Raw genomic sequence first — 15,901 nt, forward strand, 5'->3', positions numbered from 1 at the left:
AGAGGACCGGGTTGGACTGACCGCTGGTGTACCGGTTGTGGTGCCAACTGCACTGCCGGGTAGCTACGTCGGGAAGAGATAAGCGCTGAAAGCATCTAAGTGCGAAACTCCCCTCAAGATGAGACTTCCAAATAGGGCCCTCAGAGACGATGAGGTTGATAGGCTGCAGGTGTAAAGGCAGTAATGTCATAGCTGAGCAGTACTAATTGCCCAAAAGCTTATTCTGGCTGTGTTACAGTTTCTACGATATATGTTAAAAAGAGTCAGCAGTCGGAAGACTGAAGACCGAAGAACAAAAAATATTAGATGCAGGGCATCGGATCGGAAAGCAGGAAACTGCCGACTGGAAACTGATCACTGCATACTTACAGATTAGGCGGCCTAGCGCAGGGGTCCCACCTCTTCCCATCCCGAACAGAGAAGTTAAGCCCTGCAGCGCCGATGGTACTGGGGTTACACCCGGGAGAGTAGGTCGCCGCCACATTATTCAAACCTCAGCCTAACCGCTGGGGTTTTTGTGTTTTAGTGCTACAGAGAAGCGAGAGGCTGGAAAGGATGAAGGCTGAAGTCAGAAAGCTGAAAGAACGGACTGCTGGTTATTCGTTCCAATGAAGTTTATTCAGTTCAGGGATAGTAGGCAGCATTGAGTAGGCAGTAGGCTTGAAAGGATGAAGGCTTAAGTGGGAAAGCTGAAAGAACGGACTACTGGTTATTCGTCCCAATGAAGTTTATTCAGTGCAGGAATAGTAGGCAGCATTGAGGAGGCAGTAGGCTGGAAAGGATGAAAGCTGAAGTGAGAAAGCTGAAAGGGCGGACGGAATTCTGGTTGCTCTTCAAATAAATTTTTTTCAGTTCAAATACACTAGGCAGTTTTGAGTAGGCAGTAGGCTGGAAAGGATGAAGGCTTAAGTGGGAAAGCTGAAAGAACGGACTACTTGTTATTCGTCCCAATGAAGTTTATTCAGTTCAGGGATAGTAGGCAGCATTGAGTAGGCAGTAGGCTTTAAAGGCTAAAGTGTAAAAGCTGAAATAATTAAGGCTAGCTTTGAATTTTTTCCAAAAACCCGACAACTAATAACTAATAACTCAATAACCAATAACTTTTTATTTTAGACATAAGCTTTACTCATCACTTTTTTCAATAACAAACTCATTTCACTAAACATCTTCCAGATTTTTCCAAACTGATTTTTATCATGTTCTGTCGTGGGAATGGTCAGATTTTCCCATTAGCATAACTCCTAGTTTTGATTATTGAAAAAAATCAGAACATGGAACTGAAAACCTCCTACGCCCAAAAATTTCACCTCCCTTCCGAATATTTGAAAGAGTTTCATTGCTCTGTTTTGGAAGCTGGATTTTGGCCTGCCAAAAAGGAGAGTATTTCCTGTGATCTTACCCAAGAAGAACCGAGCTTAATTAGCGTGGATCTTCATAAAGTGTTGGATTGGTTGCATGGAAATGAGCTACCAAAACCTCTTGAAAAGGAAGTATGCGAAATCCCTGTCTTACTTTTTGTTCCTGACTTTTCCACTGCTCACCTTCTATTCCATTATGATGGATCACCTAGCTCCGCGAGTTTAATCAAGCATTTTATACAGCTTTTTAAAAAGCAAATTTCAACAAGCAAAGCCACTATTATTTCGCCTTGCTTTATCCCAAAATCCAAAATTAAAGAAGAACAGGAGTTAATCGAGCTTGTTTCCAATTCTACTCGGGAAACGAGCTTTATCAAATTTAATTTTTCCAGGATTGGGGACTTTTGGTCTTATGCTGTCAAGCATGATTGTAGCCTTTTAGTGACTACAAAAAGCTATCAAGCTGATCTCGCAAAAGTTCTATTCCACTTTTATAAAGGATCTCGGTGGTCTGATAAACTTTCTTTCTACCTGTCACTATAAGCCCTTAAAAAAAACTGAGTTTGATCATGCTTCAAGTATCTAATCACCACTAATTCAAAAACTTTGAAAAAGCCTGCAACCATAAATCTTCCAGCTGTTAAATGCTATCACTGTGGTGAACCATGTGAAAATGAAAATTTTCTATTGGAAGAAAAGCAGTTTTGCTGTCATGGTTGCAAGTTGGTGTATGAGGTTTTGGCAGAAAATGATTTATGTAATTATTATAACATAGAAGCTTTTCCGGGAGAAAGCCAAAAATCACAAACTGGGAAAAGCAATCGGTTTGACTATCTGAATGATGAAGAAACAGCAAGGAATCTCCTTGACTTTCAAAATCAAGAGCAGAGCCATGTTACTTTTTTTATTCCATTAATCCATTGCGCATCCTGTATCTGGTTGTTGGAAAACCTTTTCCACATTCATTCGGGCATTATATCCTCTAGGGTTGATTTCATAAAAAAGAAAGTTCAAATCAAGTTCTCCAATCAGAAGCTAAGTCTCAAAGAACTTGTTGAACTGCTTTCAGCCATAGGATATGAGCCAAGAATCAATTTGGCTAATCTTGAAAAAAAGCAAAAAAACTATTCGGATAATAGGATTGTCAAAAAGCTGGCAGTAGCGGGGTTTTGCTTTGGAAATATGATGCTCTTTAGCGTTCCTGAATATTTCTCTGAAACTGTTTTAATCGCCGAAAATTTTCGAGGACTTTTTAATTACCTAAATGTGGTATTGGCGCTGCCGGTAGTGCTCTATTCTGCGAATGATTATTATATATCTGCTTGGAATTCCCTGAGACTGAAGAGAATCAATATGGATGTTCCAATCGTATTGGGAATCATTGCCTTGTTTTTTTATTCCCTTTGGGAAATTTTAATTGCGGGTAATGCTGGCTATATGGACAGCTTGGGAGGGTTATTGTTTTTCCTTCTATTAGGGAAGATTTACCAGCAAAAAACCTTTGCTACTCTAGAGTTTGACAGAGATTACAAATCCTATTTCCCAATAGCTATAACCCGACTTTCTCAGGATGTGGAAGAAGTGATCCCGCTGCGAAAACTAGAAGTGGGAAACCTCATCCGTGTCAGAAATGAAGAACTTATACCGGCTGACTCTATTCTTTTAAGTGAATCAGCCAATATTGATTACAGTTTTGTGACTGGTGAAGAGGTACCTGTTCCGAAGAAAAAAGACGACTTGATTTTTGCTGGGGGAAGACAACTAGGAGATCCTATTTTATTGACTGTTCAAAAATCTCCTTCTCAAGGTTACTTGACTGATTTATGGAATAATGAGGCTTTTGAAAAGAAAAAAGATAAGCTTTTAGAACCGCTGTCAAACAAGATTTCGGCTTCTTTTACTTGGATTGTTATTTTCATCTCAGTCTCAGCTTTACTTTTTTGGTCCTTTACTGATTTTTCAATTGCCGTAAAAAGTTTTGTCTCTGTATTGATTGTGGCTTGCCCATGTGCTTTGGCAATGTCTACTCCATTTACCTTAGGCAATACGCTTCGAATTTTTGGTAGGGGGAAATTCTATTTGAAAAATGCCAGCGTAGTAGAAAGGCTAGCTCTGATCGATACAGTAGTCTTTGACAAAACGGGAACGCTCACATCTCCTAGTCAAGCAAAAATAAATTTTCATGGCGAGCTTCTTTCAAATGAAACAAAATCTCTGATCAAGTCTCTGGTTTCTAAATCAGCCCATCCATTAAGTATTAGAATCAATCAATGGTTAGGGAATATTTCTGTTTTGGAAATAGAAAACTTTGAGGAAATCAAGGGAAATGGCTTGAGAGCCATCTATAAAAATCAGGAAATAAAAATTGGCTCTAGTGATTTCACCGGTTCTAAGAATGGAGAATTAGAAGAGTTTGGCAACCTAGTTTTCTTTCAGGTTGAGGGAGTGACAATAGGCTATTTTCATATCCAGTCTGGCCTGAGAGAAGGGTTGGAAGATGTGGTGAAGGCTCTCCGAGGAAAATATGAAATCCATGTATTATCTGGAGATCACCCTCATGAATTGGGTTCATTGAAAGCCAAGCTTGGGAAGGACATCCAATACAACTTTTTGCAAAGCCCAAAGGATAAAATGAATTATCTGAGGGACTTGAATACATCAGGTAAGGAAACGCTGATGATTGGTGATGGGCTGAATGATGCGGGGGCTTTACAGGAGAGCAATGTTGGAATAGCAGTCACTGATCAGGTCAGTCATTTTTCGCCTGCAAGTGATGCCATCCTGAGTTCAGATTCTTTGAGAAGCATATCCGATTATCTGGGTTTCGCAAAGCAGTCTAGAAATATAATCAAAGCAAGTTTTGGATTAAGCCTTCTCTATAATGTAGTGGGAGTTAGTCTTGCTGTTCAGGGGCTACTAAGTCCAGTGATTTGTGCTGTTTTGATGCCAGTGAGCAGTATATCCGTGGTGTTATTTACTACCCTCAGTACTAATATCCTGGCGTGGAAAAAAGGTCTAATTATTCAAAAATCGACATAATATGGAAGTAATATTTCTATTGATAGCCATCAGCTTAATTCTCGCCGTGACTTTCCTTTGGCTCTTTTTCAGAGCAATGAAGGATGGTCAGTTTGATGATGATTATACCCCATCAGTTCGAATTCTATTTGATTCTCATAAAAAAGCAACAAAAAAACAATCAACAAAACCTAAGTCCTATGAATGATGCTACGCTGGAACGGTTCCATTACGACAATAAGATTGTCAAATATTTTGGAGCTGCTACGATTATTTGGGGCCTGGTAGGCATGCTGGTGGGGGTAATAGCCGCTACCCAGCTATTCCTCCCCGAGGCCAATTTGGGCAATCCTTACACTACGTTTGGAAGGATCAGACCTCTGCATACTAATGCAGTCATCTTTGCCTTCGTTGGAAATGCAATTTTCGCCGGAATTTATTATTCCATGCCAAGATTGCTCAAAACTCCAATGTGGAATAAAGGGCTGAGTTGGTTCCACTTCTGGGGTTGGCAGCTGATAATTCTAGCTGCTGCTATTACACTCCCATTGGGTTTGACCACTTCAAAAGAATACGCTGAACTGGAGTGGCCAATTGATATTGCCATAGCCTTAGTTTGGGTTGCATTTGGTGCCAATATGATTGGAACCTTATTCAAGCGAAGGGAAAGACACATGTATGTGGCCATTTGGTTCTATTTGGCATCTTTTATTACGGTAGCTGTACTTCACATTTTCAATTCCTTGGAACTTCCGGTTTCATGGACAAAAAGTTATTCAGCTTATGCAGGTGTACAGGATGCCTTGGTGCAATGGTGGTATGGACATAATGCCGTTGCATTTTTCCTGACTACTCCATTCTTGGGGCTCATGTATTACTTTCTACCAAAGGCTGCCAATAGACCTGTTTATTCTTATAAGCTTTCTATCGTCCATTTCTGGTCTTTGATTTTTATCTACATGTGGGCAGGGCCTCACCATTTACTCTATACTGCTCTTCCTGAATGGGCTCAAGTATTGGGGACAGTATTTTCAGTAATGTTGATCGCACCTTCCTGGGGAGGTATGGTGAATGGTCTTTTAACATTGAGAGGTGCTTGGGATAAAGTGAGGAATGAACCTGTACTCAAATTCATGGTGGTAGCCGTTACAGCCTATGGAATGTCCACGTTTGAGGGACCAATGCTTTCTTTGAAAAATGTCAATGCTATCGCACACTATACAGATTGGATCGTAGCACACGTCCACATAGGAGGTTTGGGTTGGAATGGTTTCTTGACCTTCGGTATGCTGTATTGGATGTGGCCAAGATTATTCAAAACCACCATTTATTCTCAAAAATTAGCTAATACGCATTTCTGGATAGGTACTCTAGGTATTATTTTCTATGCCCTTCCTATGTATGTTGCTGCCTTGACTCAGTTTTTGATGCTGAGAGAGTTTGATGAAATGGGAAGGTTGGCTTATGGAAACTTCCTTCAGACGGTAGTGGAGCTTGTGCCTATGTATATCTTGAGAGCATTGGGTGGATTACTCTATCTCATCGGTGCAATTATTATGGTATACAACATGTATAAAACAGCCCAAAAGGGAGTATTTCAAGAATATGAAGAAGATCAGGCTCCAGCTTTGGCACCTTCCTATAATGCAACAGGCGAATTTTGGCACCGTGCATGGGAAAGAAAGCCTATTTTCTTTACAGTCTTGGCGACCATTGCTATAGCCATAGGGGGAGCTATTGAAATTATTCCAACCATATTGGTTGAATCCAATGTCCCAACTATTTCCTCGGTTAAACCTTACACTCCATTGGAGTTGGAGGGGAGAGACCTTTACATCAAAAATGGATGTGTAGGTTGCCATTCTCAAATGATCCGGCCATTTAGGTTTGAGACTGAACGTTATGGAGAATATTCCAAGGCTGGAGAATTTGTCTACGATAGACCATTTTTATGGGGTTCCAAACGAACTGGTCCTGATCTTCACAGAGTAGGAGGGAAATACCCAGATTCCTGGCATTACTTCCACATGCAAGATCCATCCTCTATGTCTCCGGGCTCATTGATGCCTCCTTACCCATGGATGACAGAGAACATCATGGATTATTCGGATTTGCCTGCGAAGATCAGAACTCTCCAAAAACTGGGTGTCCCATATCCGGAAGGGTATGATGAGAAGGCGATGGAAGATTTGGACGTTCAGGCAAATCGTATCGTTTCCAACTTGAAAGAGGCAGGTGTAGAAACACTTCCTCATACAGAAATAGTGGCCATGATTGCCTATTTGCAGCGATTGGGCACAGATATCAAAGCTACAGCAGAAAATTAAATCAGGAAATCATGTATAAAGAAGTCTTAAGATCTATAGAGAATATTGAAATCTATCCAGTGATTTCCTTACTCATATTCGTTTTGTTTTTCCTTGGAGTGTTCTTTTGGGTATTTCGGATGCCAAAGGATTTGGAGGACCACATGAAATCTCTTCCTATGGAAAATGATGATCATTTAACCAGTGAACAGCCATGAAAAAGTTAACCTTGAGTTTAGCATTATTAGCCCTTGCAAATTCTAATTCATGGGCACAAACAGCAGAGTCCAATTGGTATATCACCCTTCAATCCATGGATTCTGGCCAGATAACCCTATTAATCATCCTTGGAATAGTGCTTCTGGTTATCGTTCTACTACTGATATTGATGGTTTACCTTATGTATTTCATGGTGGCAGTCTTGAAAAAAGAGAATCCCGAAATGGCAAAAGAACCGAGTTGGTGGGAGAAATTTAAAGAGCGTTTTGTGACAGGGAAATTGCCAGAGGTAGGAAGTAAGGATGAAAAAGCCAAAGTCATGGCGGATCATTCTTATGATGGGATAACCGAACTGGACAATTTTATGCCTCCATGGCTGCAATGGGTATTTATTCTGACAATCGCATTTGGAGTTGGGTATTTCGTGAACTACTCTGTTTTGGGCATTGGAAAAACAGGAGTTGAAGAATATGAGGAAGAACTTCAATTAGAAGCAATAGCTGCGGAAGCACGAAAGGCCAATATGATGGCATCTATTGACGAAAGTAGTGTGGTGTTTGATGAGTCAGGAGCTGCTTTGAGTTCTGGTAAATCCATTTTCGAGGCAAATTGTGCTGCTTGCCATGCCTCTGACGGAGGTGGGGGTGTTGGTCCAAATCTGACAGATGAATATTGGATACATGGAGGAAGCATCCAAGATGTATTTAAAATTGTAAAGTATGGAGTTGTAAGCAAAGGAATGGTTCCTTGGGAAGATCAATTATCACCGGTTGAGATTCAGCAAGTATCCAGCTTCATTTTGAGTCTTAAGGGTTCGACTCCAGCAAACCCAAAAGATCCTCAGGGAGAATTATTTGTCCAAGAAACAATCCAACCAGAAGAATTAGCTTCTGATAGTACAGCGATCATCACTTTAAATTAATTAAGGCTGCCAGGCTAGAAATCTGGCAGCCATACTCCAAATATGGCTAAGAAGAACCCTCATACTAATCCAGAAAACTTTCGTGATGCTTTGGCAACTGTCAAAGAGGATGGGAAGAGGAACTGGGTGTATCCCAAAAAAGTATCAGGGATATTTTACCGATATAGAACCTATCTATCATGGCTCTTATTGGCTATTTTATTTACGGGGCCATTTATTCAAGTTGATGGAAGACCATGGTTGCTATTCAATATTTTTGAAAGGAAGTTTATCATTTTCGGAGCTGTGTTTTGGCCACAGGATACTCACTTACTGATTTTCCTCCTATTGATTTTCATGGTTTTCATCATCCTGTTTACAGTCATTTTTGGAAGAGTCTGGTGTGGGTGGGCTTGCCCTCAAACGCTCTTTATGGAAATGGTATTTAGGAAAATTGAATATACCATAGAGGGGGATGCCAATAGGCAAAGAACCCTCAATGAGGGACCATGGTCAGTAGAGAAGATAGTTAAGAAAGGAGTAAAACTGCTTGTTTTCGCAATTATTTCATTACTGATAGGCCATTTAGTCATGGCATATTTGATTGGAGTTGATCAAGTAAAAGAGATTGTCTCTCAGCAACCAACCCAAAACATGGCCGGATTTGTCGGGTTATTGGCTTTTTCAGGAATTTTCATGTTCGTGTTTACCTGGTTTAGAGAGCAGGCCTGTCTTGTTGTCTGTCCTTATGGGAGGCTTCAAGGAGTGCTTTTGGATGATAATTCTATCAATGTCATGTACGATTACGTCAGGGGTGAACCAAGAGGGCCTTTGAGAAAAAGTCAAGCTGAAATTTCACCCAAAGGTGATTGTGTGGATTGTAGCCTTTGCGTTCAAGTTTGTCCAACTGGCATAGATATCCGAAATGGAATTCAAATGGAATGCGTCAATTGTACAGCCTGCATCGATGCCTGTGACGAAGTGATGCTAAAAGTAGATAGGCCTAAGGGTTTGATTAGGTATGCATCCGAAAATAGTATTCAGAAAGGCGTGCAAAAACTAATGACCACCCGAGTAAAAGCCTATTCTTTGGTTTTGATTGTATTGATTCTAGGTTTTGTTTCTCTGATAGCGACAAGGGAAGACCTTGAAGCAACAGTCACCAGATTTCCGGGGATGACCTATCAAATGCGAGACAATGGAACTGTCTCAAATCTTTATCAAATCACTCTTATTAATAAGACATTTCAGGAGCAGTCTGTAAACCTGCAGTCTTTATCGGAAGATGTATCAGTTGAATTGGTAGGTACATCAAATTTGGTGTTGCAACCACAGTCAAAGGTCGAAGGAAGATTTTTTCTGGTCAAAAACCAGACAAAAGTGAGTGTCCCTCAGGAAAAAGTGAATTTATCATTGATTCACGAAGGAGAAGAAATAGATCAGATTAATACAAGTTTCATGGCTCCAGTAGCCAAAAAGCAATAATTATGGATTGGGGAAAAGGTATTCTATTAGCCATTATTGGATTCATTGTCATAATCATGACCATGGTGGTTATATCTGTCCGAATGGAAGGGATAGAGTTGGTTACTGAAAATTATTATGAGGCCGAAATCAACTATCAAGATCAAATAGATAAAGAAAAGTCCACATTGACTCTTGAAAGAGAAGTGCTTCAGTTTGATGCGGAAAATCAAAGCCTCTTTTTAGATCTTCCGGTGGGAGCAACGGGCATACTTCACTTATTTCGACCTTCGGATTCTAAACTGGATCAGAAATTAACAGTAGAAATAAAAGAAGAAAATGAGAAGACAGTATTTATTGGAAATCTTCAAGCTGGTTATTGGAAAGCTCAATTGAGTTGGCAAGAAAACGGGGAATCATATTATCAGGAAAAGAAAATCTCTTTAAAATGATTTGGACAGCTTTAGCCCTAGGTTTTTTGAGCTCATTTCACTGTGTGGGAATGTGTGGGCCTATTGCTTTGGCTATTGGAAATTCAGGCTCTAATCAGTTCTTATGGAATAAAATTTTTTATAACCTGGGTAGAAGCTTCACCTACGCTTTTTTGGGATTGATTGTCGGGAGCATAGGATTCAGTCTATCCCTTGCAGGGTTTCAGCAGGGCTTTTCTATCCTGATTGGTTTATTTCTAATTTTCTTATCATTGCTTTTCAGGCAATCTGAAAATATTTCGTCTCTAGGTATCTTAAATGACCTTGTAAAATGGGTGAAAGCACAACTCTCGTTTTACCTTAAAAGAGGTGGGGCTTTGGCTTTTTTTGGAACTGGATTGGCAAATGGACTATTGCCCTGCGGAATGGTTTATTTAGCCTTGGTAGCTGCTTTGGGATTTCAAAGCCCAATATATGGAGCTATTTATATGTTTTTCTTTGGACTGGGCACCATGCCTTTATTGATGGCATTGATGCTTTCAGGTAAATTCCTTTCTATGAGTAAAAGAATACAATTCCAACGAGTCATTCCCTACCTGGGAGTGATCATTGGAATTGTATTTATTTTTCGTGGACTAGGCCTTGGAATCCATCTTTTAAGTCCTGATTTGCAAGTGTTCAATTATGGATCCCAACAGGTGGAAATTACCATGTGCCGCTAATTAGATAGCTTTACTGAAGGAGAAAACCTCCTCTTGTCTATGTTGTAGCCGCAAATCAAACTGCATGCAGATGATCCGAATAAAGGCTATACCTAATTCTGTAATCTGAATAGTTTTACCCATTATATTTATCATACCCTCGATCTCCATATCCCTTAAATTTTCAAGGCTGGAATCTGACAATTGAGACCAGATATTTACTGGAACAAAAGCAGCTTGTTTACATATCAAGTCTAAGATAATTTCTTTTACCAACAGGTCTTCTTCTGTAAGGGAATGCCCTTTTACAATTGGCCAATTTGCTTTGGAAATTTCATTTTGGTAAAGTTCGACTGACTTTTGATTTTGAGCATAGGCAATATAAATGTCAGAGATGCTACTTGCTCCTAATCCTATTAAGATTTTTGATTTGGAAGTGGTGTAGCCCATGAAATTTCGGTGGAGTTTTCCACTTTGTCGAGCTAGATTCAGTGGATCTTTTGGTAAAGCAAAATGATCCATTCCAATTTCCGTATAGCCCATTTCGATCAAAAGGCTTTTGCCTAATTCGTAGAGGCTCCGCTTTTCAATTTCATTGGGTAAATGGGATTCATAACTTCTTTGAGCGGGGAAAGAAGTAGGTACGTGGGCATAGGAGTAAAAAGCAATTCTGTCGGGTTTTAATTCTTGGACCGCCTTGAAAGTACAGCTTAAAGTTTCTTCATTTTGATAGGGAAGACCATAAATCAAATCAAAATTTATGGATTTAAATCCAACTGATCGGGCATTCTCCACAGCTTCTTTTACCCGCTCAAAAGGTTGAATTCGATTGATGGTTTTCTGCACCAAAAGATCAAAATCCTGAATCCCGAAACTAACTCGATCAAACCCCAATTCTGCCAGTTTTTTCAAATGCTCTATGCTGGTATTATTGGGATGACCTTCAAAGCTGAATTCTTTTCCCGGTAATATTTCACAAGATTCAATGAGTTTTTTTAGGAAGGTGAAAAGATTTTCCGCAGAAAAAAAAGTGGGGGTTCCACCACCCAGGTGAATAGCTGCCAACTTCGGTTTTTCATGGAAAATGTTCAAATAATTTTCCCACTCTTTCAATAAACTTTCTAAATATGGATTTTCTACATCATGGTTTTTTGTGATTCTTTTGTTACATCCACAATAGGTACATAGACTTTCGCAAAATGGTAAGTGGATATATAAAGATATTCCTTCCTCCTTTCCATATATCTGGAATGCTTGATCAACTAATTGAGACCAATGGTTGGGTTGGATGTTATTTTCCCAAAGCGGAACAGTAGGATAGCTGGTATATCTTGGTGCTGGTGAGTTATACTTTTGAATTAATTCTGGCTGAATTGTCATAAGAAAATAATTTTTTCAAATGTCTGATTCTTATGGCCAGTAAATATTGACACAGGTAAGTCGGAAAACTGATAAAAATCATTTTGTGGTTTTTCCAAAAATAGTTTCAAAGTGTATCGATTGGGGATCCTTCTGCTAAGGAATGAGATCGGTTATTTCATCCTTTGTTTTTATGAGAAAAGCAGCTATTCCAAAGATGAAGGAAAAAGAGTAAATTGTTCTATCAGCAAATGAGAAATGAAAAATCTTAAAAAGATCGGTTTTTTTAGTGCTTTAATTCTTCCTGTATTATTTATTCTCGGATTTTACCTGGGAGGTATTGGCCTTTTTATAATTCATGTATTTGTTTTTGTACTGGTTCCATTGATGGATTTTTTGGTAAAAAAAGACAGTACTAACGTTCCCAAAGAATTTATTTCAAAAGTTGCCAAAGAGCGCTTTTATAAAGTGGTGACTTTTGGATGGGTATATGTTCAATTAGCAGTTTTAATTTGGGCCTTTTTCCAGGTTTCTAAAGTCGATTTTAGCTGGTGGGAATGGCTAGCTTTTACCAGTGGAATGGCTTTGATCACTGGAGGGATTGGAATTACAGTAGCCCACGAGTTAGGTCACAAAGCTGAAAAATTGGAGCAGTTATACGCAAAGATATTATTGATGTGTGTTTGCTATATGCACTTTTTTATCGAGCACAATCGTGGTCATCACGTTAGAGTAGCTACTCCGGAAGATCCGGCAACAAGTAGATTTGGGGAAAATTTTTACCGTTTTTGGTTCAGGTCTGTAAAGGACGGGTATTTGAGTGCTTGGAAACTAGAAGCCGAAAGATTGAAAAAGAAAAGCATTCCTCTTGCTTCCTGGAAAAATCAAATGATTCAGTTTACTCTTTTACCGATTATTTTTATAGTTCTAGTTACAGGAGGCTTCTCTATATTTTTCGACAGGTTGATTTGGGAACTCCCTCTATTCTTCTTGGCTCAAAGTATTTTGGGTTTTAGTTTACTTGAAGCTGTTAATTACTTGGAGCACTATGGAATGGAAAGGAAGAAATTGGCCAATGGTTTTTATGAAAAAGTCACCCCATTACATTCTTGGAATGCCAATCATACTGTGAGTAATTTTTTACTCTTTCAACTTCAACGCCATTCGGATCATCATGCACATGCTTACAAGCCTTATCAGGTCTTAAATCATTATGAAGAAAGTCCTCAGTTGCCAGCTGGATACTCTGCGATGATATTGGTAGCCTTTTTTCCACCTTTATGGTTTGCTATGATGGACCCATTGCTCCAAAACTGGAGAGAAAAAACCTTTCGGGAATCAGTCCAATAGGAAGTTGTTAAGGAAACTGCTTTTGAGGACCATCCAGAAGAAGAATAAAAGAATCCCCCAGAACAAATACACCCTGTAGTAATCGGTGGTTTCCCTATAGCGGTTTTCCATGATTTCGGTTTTCTCCAAACTGTCGATCTGGTCAAAAATACCTTGTAATGCATTGCCATCGGAAGCTCTGAAAAACTGAGCTTCAGTTAGTTTGGCTATTTCCCTGAGCGTTGTTTCATCTAGATAGCTTTCGACCATTTGTGGTCTGCCAAAGAAATCAGTTCCATAAGGGACCATTCCATCTTTACCTACCGCAATGGTGTAGATTTTAATTCCTAAAGCGGAGGCAAGCTGAGCTGCAAATAATGGATCAACATTTCCTGCATTACTTTCACCATCACTAAGCAAAATCATCACCTTTGAAACGGATTCAGCCTCTTTCATACGGTTAGTGCCGGATGCTATGGCAGAACCAATTGCCGTACCTTTAGCTTCCATCATATTGAAGGAAATTTCGGAAATCAACTCGGTCAAAAGCTTGTAATCATTGGTCAATGGGGCCAGAGAATAGGCTTCTCCTGCAAAGACTACCATTCCGATTCTGTCTCCAATTCTCCCGCTGATGAAATCTATAGCAGTTCTTTTGGCTGCTTCCAATCGGTTAGGGCTGAAGTCCTGCAAATCCATGGATTCAGAAATGTCCAAAACCAGCATGATATCTATACCCTCCGTGTATTGTTCCACCTTTTCATTGCTCCGCTGAGGTCTGGCCAAAGCAATCACAATCATGAATAGCGCTAGAAGGAAAAAACCAGTTGGAATCAACCGTAAGTAGGTCCAAGGGTTGTTCTTGGCTATTCTTTTTGGAAGGGAGAGTTCGAGAACAGGGTTTTTCAAAAATTTGATAAACTTCCTGATAAGCATAAAAAGAGGAATTATCCAAATCAAATTGAGAAGGATAGGGTTTTCCCATTCATAAGTTTTAAAGGTCTCTGGCAAAAACCAAGACCAGCTAAAGAACTCAGTGATTTGCTCTAACATGCTTGATTTTGCTTAACTTTTCATGAAATTTTTCCTGTGCTACCTCCAACAGGTAATCAGATGCTTCTTGTATTTCTAAAGTTTTTCCAGCGTAAATAATCATTTCAATACTTCTGAGAGAACTGAAAATTCTGATGTCTTCCAGCTTTTCTCCAATTTCACTTGATGTCCACTCTTTTATTGGAAGGTTGGTGATACTTTCCATGTATCCTTTCCACAAGCCTAGAAGCTCATCAGCTGCGTTCATGGAGTTTTCATTTTTAAGGTTTTGAGTGGCTGCAGCCCATCTCCTCTGGAAGCGTTTCCAACGTCTTTTTTCATTGCGTTCGTTCCATATTTTCTTAATTCTATCCGCAAAGAGCCAGAAGAACACACCTAATCCTAGGATGGCAATTAGAGCGATACCTCCAAATAACAGCCAATTCCATTTTTTCTCTATGGGTTGGTATACATTGTTTTCCTGAAAAACAAGCTGTTCGGGAATACTGTCCAAAGTCAGTTTGAGTTTTAACTCAGCTTCTAGAGGAAAATGGGCCACACTATCGTATCGATTGAGCTCATAAACAGGCAGTGTCAAAAAAAGGCTTGGGTCTAACTCAAAATTCGAAAGGTAATACACGGCACTGTCAACCGTCATTGATTCCTTAGTGCTCGAGATAAAAGTTTTCTTTTCAAGCAAAACAAATGGACTGAAATCATAGACAGAATCAGGAAAAATCAATTGCTTTTCCTTTGGGTAGCTGGCTTTCAAAACATAGCCTATCCTTTCTCCCAGTTTGGCAGAATCTTGAAGGAAATAGCCTTCTACCTTCACCTCCTGTGCAGAGACTTGAAGTAAAATTCCCAGAAATAGAATCAAAAACAGTAACCTCTTACCCACGTTTCATGCTTTTATTTCTGTACTTAAATAATTCAATCAATGGCATGACAATATCCTGCGTAGTGTCTATGGAGAGATAGTTGATTTGATTTTTCTTGCAAATCTCTCTCAAATGATCTCTTTCGGTTGTAAAGGTTTCAGAGATTTTTCTTGAAAAGCTTCCAAAAGCTGTATTTACCCAAGTTGTCTTTCCTTTTTCCTTATCATAAACAGGGATAATTCCCAAGGCAGGTAAAGCAGATTCTCTGGGATCAGTTAACTGAATCGCAACCAAGTCATGCCTTTCGGCCAATGCTCTGAAAGATCGCTCGTAACCCTCATCTATAAAGTCAGAAATCACCACGATAATGCTTCTCTTTTTAATCAGATTGAGCGTAAAGGTGAATAGGGCGTTCAGGTCAGTTTTCAGAGAGTTATTTTGATGGTCAAAAATCCCTCTGATCATTTTTACTCCTTGCTTTCCACCTTTTGAGGGAAGGATGATTTTTTCTTTTTGATCGGAAAAACTAATTAAACCCACCTGGCTTCCTTCAAAAATAGCTGCCAGAGTCAAAACCCCTGCAATGACTTTGCCTTGGTCGATTTTTTTTTGACCAGGCTGACCTATATCCTGAGAACCGGATATATCCAGGAGAAAATAAACTGACTGTTCTTTATCTTCTTTGAAGGTTTTCACAAAGGTTCCATGACCTTTGGCAGAAACTTTCCACTCAATCGTCCTTACGTCATCTCCGTATTGATAGGGTCTCAAATCGTCAAATTCCAGTCCTGAGCCTTTAAATAAGGATTGGTATTCGCCTTGCAGGTGATTGTTTGCCACCTTCCGGATCATAATCTCGTACTTTCTTAGCTTACTGAATAGCTGGTCCATGGATTGGTGAT

Annotated in this window: 14 protein-coding genes and 2 rRNA genes (1 of these 16 cut by a window edge); 12 read left to right on the forward strand and 4 right to left on the reverse strand. The window is 39.5% G+C overall.

The genetic code is table 11. The features are described from left to right. The 11 genes from GYM62_RS02680 to GYM62_RS02730 form a co-directional block, all read left to right on the forward strand. Nucleotides 1-226, forward strand: a 23S ribosomal RNA gene (locus GYM62_RS02680); it begins 2,645 nt to the left of the window's first position. Nucleotides 227-372: 146 nt separating this feature from the next. Beyond that, nucleotides 373-484, forward strand: a 5S ribosomal RNA gene (rrf, locus tag GYM62_RS02685). Nucleotides 485-1,271: 787 nt separating this feature from the next. Further along, entirely contained in the window at nucleotides 1,272-1,901 is a 630-nt protein-coding gene (locus tag GYM62_RS02690; RefSeq protein WP_219958194.1) for a hypothetical protein, read from the forward strand. Nucleotides 1,902-1,964: 63 nt separating this feature from the next. After that, the gene (locus GYM62_RS02695; RefSeq protein WP_219958195.1) at nucleotides 1,965-4,397 is read left to right on the forward strand and encodes a heavy metal translocating P-type ATPase metal-binding domain-containing protein; all 2,433 of its coding nucleotides are present in this window, start codon (nucleotides 1,965-1,967) and stop codon (nucleotides 4,395-4,397) included. A 1-nt stretch (nucleotide 4,398) separates the two neighbouring features. Continuing rightward, the gene (ccoS, locus tag GYM62_RS02700) at nucleotides 4,399-4,584 is read left to right on the forward strand and encodes a cbb3-type cytochrome oxidase assembly protein CcoS (RefSeq protein ID WP_144602290.1); all 186 of its coding nucleotides are present in this window, start codon (nucleotides 4,399-4,401) and stop codon (nucleotides 4,582-4,584) included. After that, nucleotides 4,577-6,703 carry a cytochrome-c oxidase, cbb3-type subunit I gene (gene ccoN, locus GYM62_RS02705; RefSeq protein WP_219958196.1) on the forward strand — a complete coding sequence of 709 codons (2,127 nt, stop codon included), beginning with the start codon at nucleotides 4,577-4,579 and terminating at the stop codon, nucleotides 6,701-6,703. Before ccoS ends, ccoN begins: the two co-directional genes overlap by 8 nt. Before the next feature lie 11 nt (nucleotides 6,704-6,714). Further along, nucleotides 6,715-6,900, forward strand: coding sequence for a CcoQ/FixQ family Cbb3-type cytochrome c oxidase assembly chaperone (locus GYM62_RS02710; RefSeq protein WP_091654736.1), 186 nt, complete (start codon nucleotides 6,715-6,717; stop codon nucleotides 6,898-6,900). Further along, entirely contained in the window at nucleotides 6,897-7,823 is a 927-nt protein-coding gene (locus tag GYM62_RS02715) for a cbb3-type cytochrome c oxidase N-terminal domain-containing protein (RefSeq protein ID WP_219958197.1), read from the forward strand. Before GYM62_RS02710 ends, GYM62_RS02715 begins: the two co-directional genes overlap by 4 nt. Before the next feature lie 42 nt (nucleotides 7,824-7,865). Continuing rightward, entirely contained in the window at nucleotides 7,866-9,287 is a 1,422-nt protein-coding gene (gene ccoG / locus GYM62_RS02720; RefSeq protein ID WP_219958198.1) for a cytochrome c oxidase accessory protein CcoG, read from the forward strand. Between the two features lie 2 nt (nucleotides 9,288-9,289). Continuing rightward, the gene (locus tag GYM62_RS02725) at nucleotides 9,290-9,718 is read left to right on the forward strand and encodes a FixH family protein (RefSeq protein WP_219958199.1); all 429 of its coding nucleotides are present in this window, start codon (nucleotides 9,290-9,292) and stop codon (nucleotides 9,716-9,718) included. Next, nucleotides 9,715-10,419 (forward strand): sulfite exporter TauE/SafE family protein, encoded by a 705-nt coding sequence (locus GYM62_RS02730; RefSeq protein ID WP_219958200.1) that lies wholly within the window; start codon nucleotides 9,715-9,717, stop codon nucleotides 10,417-10,419. Before GYM62_RS02725 ends, GYM62_RS02730 begins: the two co-directional genes overlap by 4 nt. On the opposite strand, the gene hemN is transcribed toward GYM62_RS02730, so the two are convergent. After that, a complete protein-coding gene (gene hemN / locus GYM62_RS02735; RefSeq protein ID WP_219958201.1) occupies nucleotides 10,420-11,778 on the reverse strand; it encodes an oxygen-independent coproporphyrinogen III oxidase in 1,359 nt (452 codons plus the stop codon). A gap of 237 nt (nucleotides 11,779-12,015) precedes the next feature. Here hemN and GYM62_RS02740 point away from each other — a divergent pair, with 237 nt between their 5' ends. Then, nucleotides 12,016-13,107, forward strand: coding sequence for an alkane 1-monooxygenase (locus GYM62_RS02740; RefSeq protein ID WP_219958202.1), 1,092 nt, complete (start codon nucleotides 12,016-12,018; stop codon nucleotides 13,105-13,107). Here GYM62_RS02740 and GYM62_RS02745 read toward each other — a convergent pair. Genes GYM62_RS02745 through GYM62_RS02755 form a run of 3 tightly spaced genes read right to left on the reverse strand, consistent with a single transcriptional unit; the run spans nucleotide 13,096 to nucleotide 15,890 of the window. Then, entirely contained in the window at nucleotides 13,096-14,139 is a 1,044-nt protein-coding gene (locus GYM62_RS02745; RefSeq protein ID WP_219958203.1) for a VWA domain-containing protein, read from the reverse strand. The two genes, GYM62_RS02740 and GYM62_RS02745, sit on opposite strands and share 12 nt — an antisense overlap. Further along, the gene (locus GYM62_RS02750) at nucleotides 14,120-15,019 is read right to left on the reverse strand and encodes a hypothetical protein (RefSeq protein ID WP_219958204.1); all 900 of its coding nucleotides are present in this window, start codon (nucleotides 15,017-15,019) and stop codon (nucleotides 14,120-14,122) included. The genes GYM62_RS02745 and GYM62_RS02750 overlap by 20 nt, the downstream gene beginning before the upstream one ends. Then, nucleotides 15,012-15,890 (reverse strand): DUF58 domain-containing protein, encoded by an 879-nt coding sequence (locus GYM62_RS02755; protein WP_219958205.1) that lies wholly within the window; start codon nucleotides 15,888-15,890, stop codon nucleotides 15,012-15,014. Before GYM62_RS02755 ends, GYM62_RS02750 begins: the two co-directional genes overlap by 8 nt. Nucleotides 15,891-15,901 lie beyond the last annotated feature (11 nt).

Origin of the sequence: Algoriphagus sp. NBT04N3 (genome assembly GCF_019443765.1) — a bacterium.
In the GTDB taxonomy this organism is placed as follows: domain Bacteria; phylum Bacteroidota; class Bacteroidia; order Cytophagales; family Cyclobacteriaceae; genus Algoriphagus; species Algoriphagus ornithinivorans.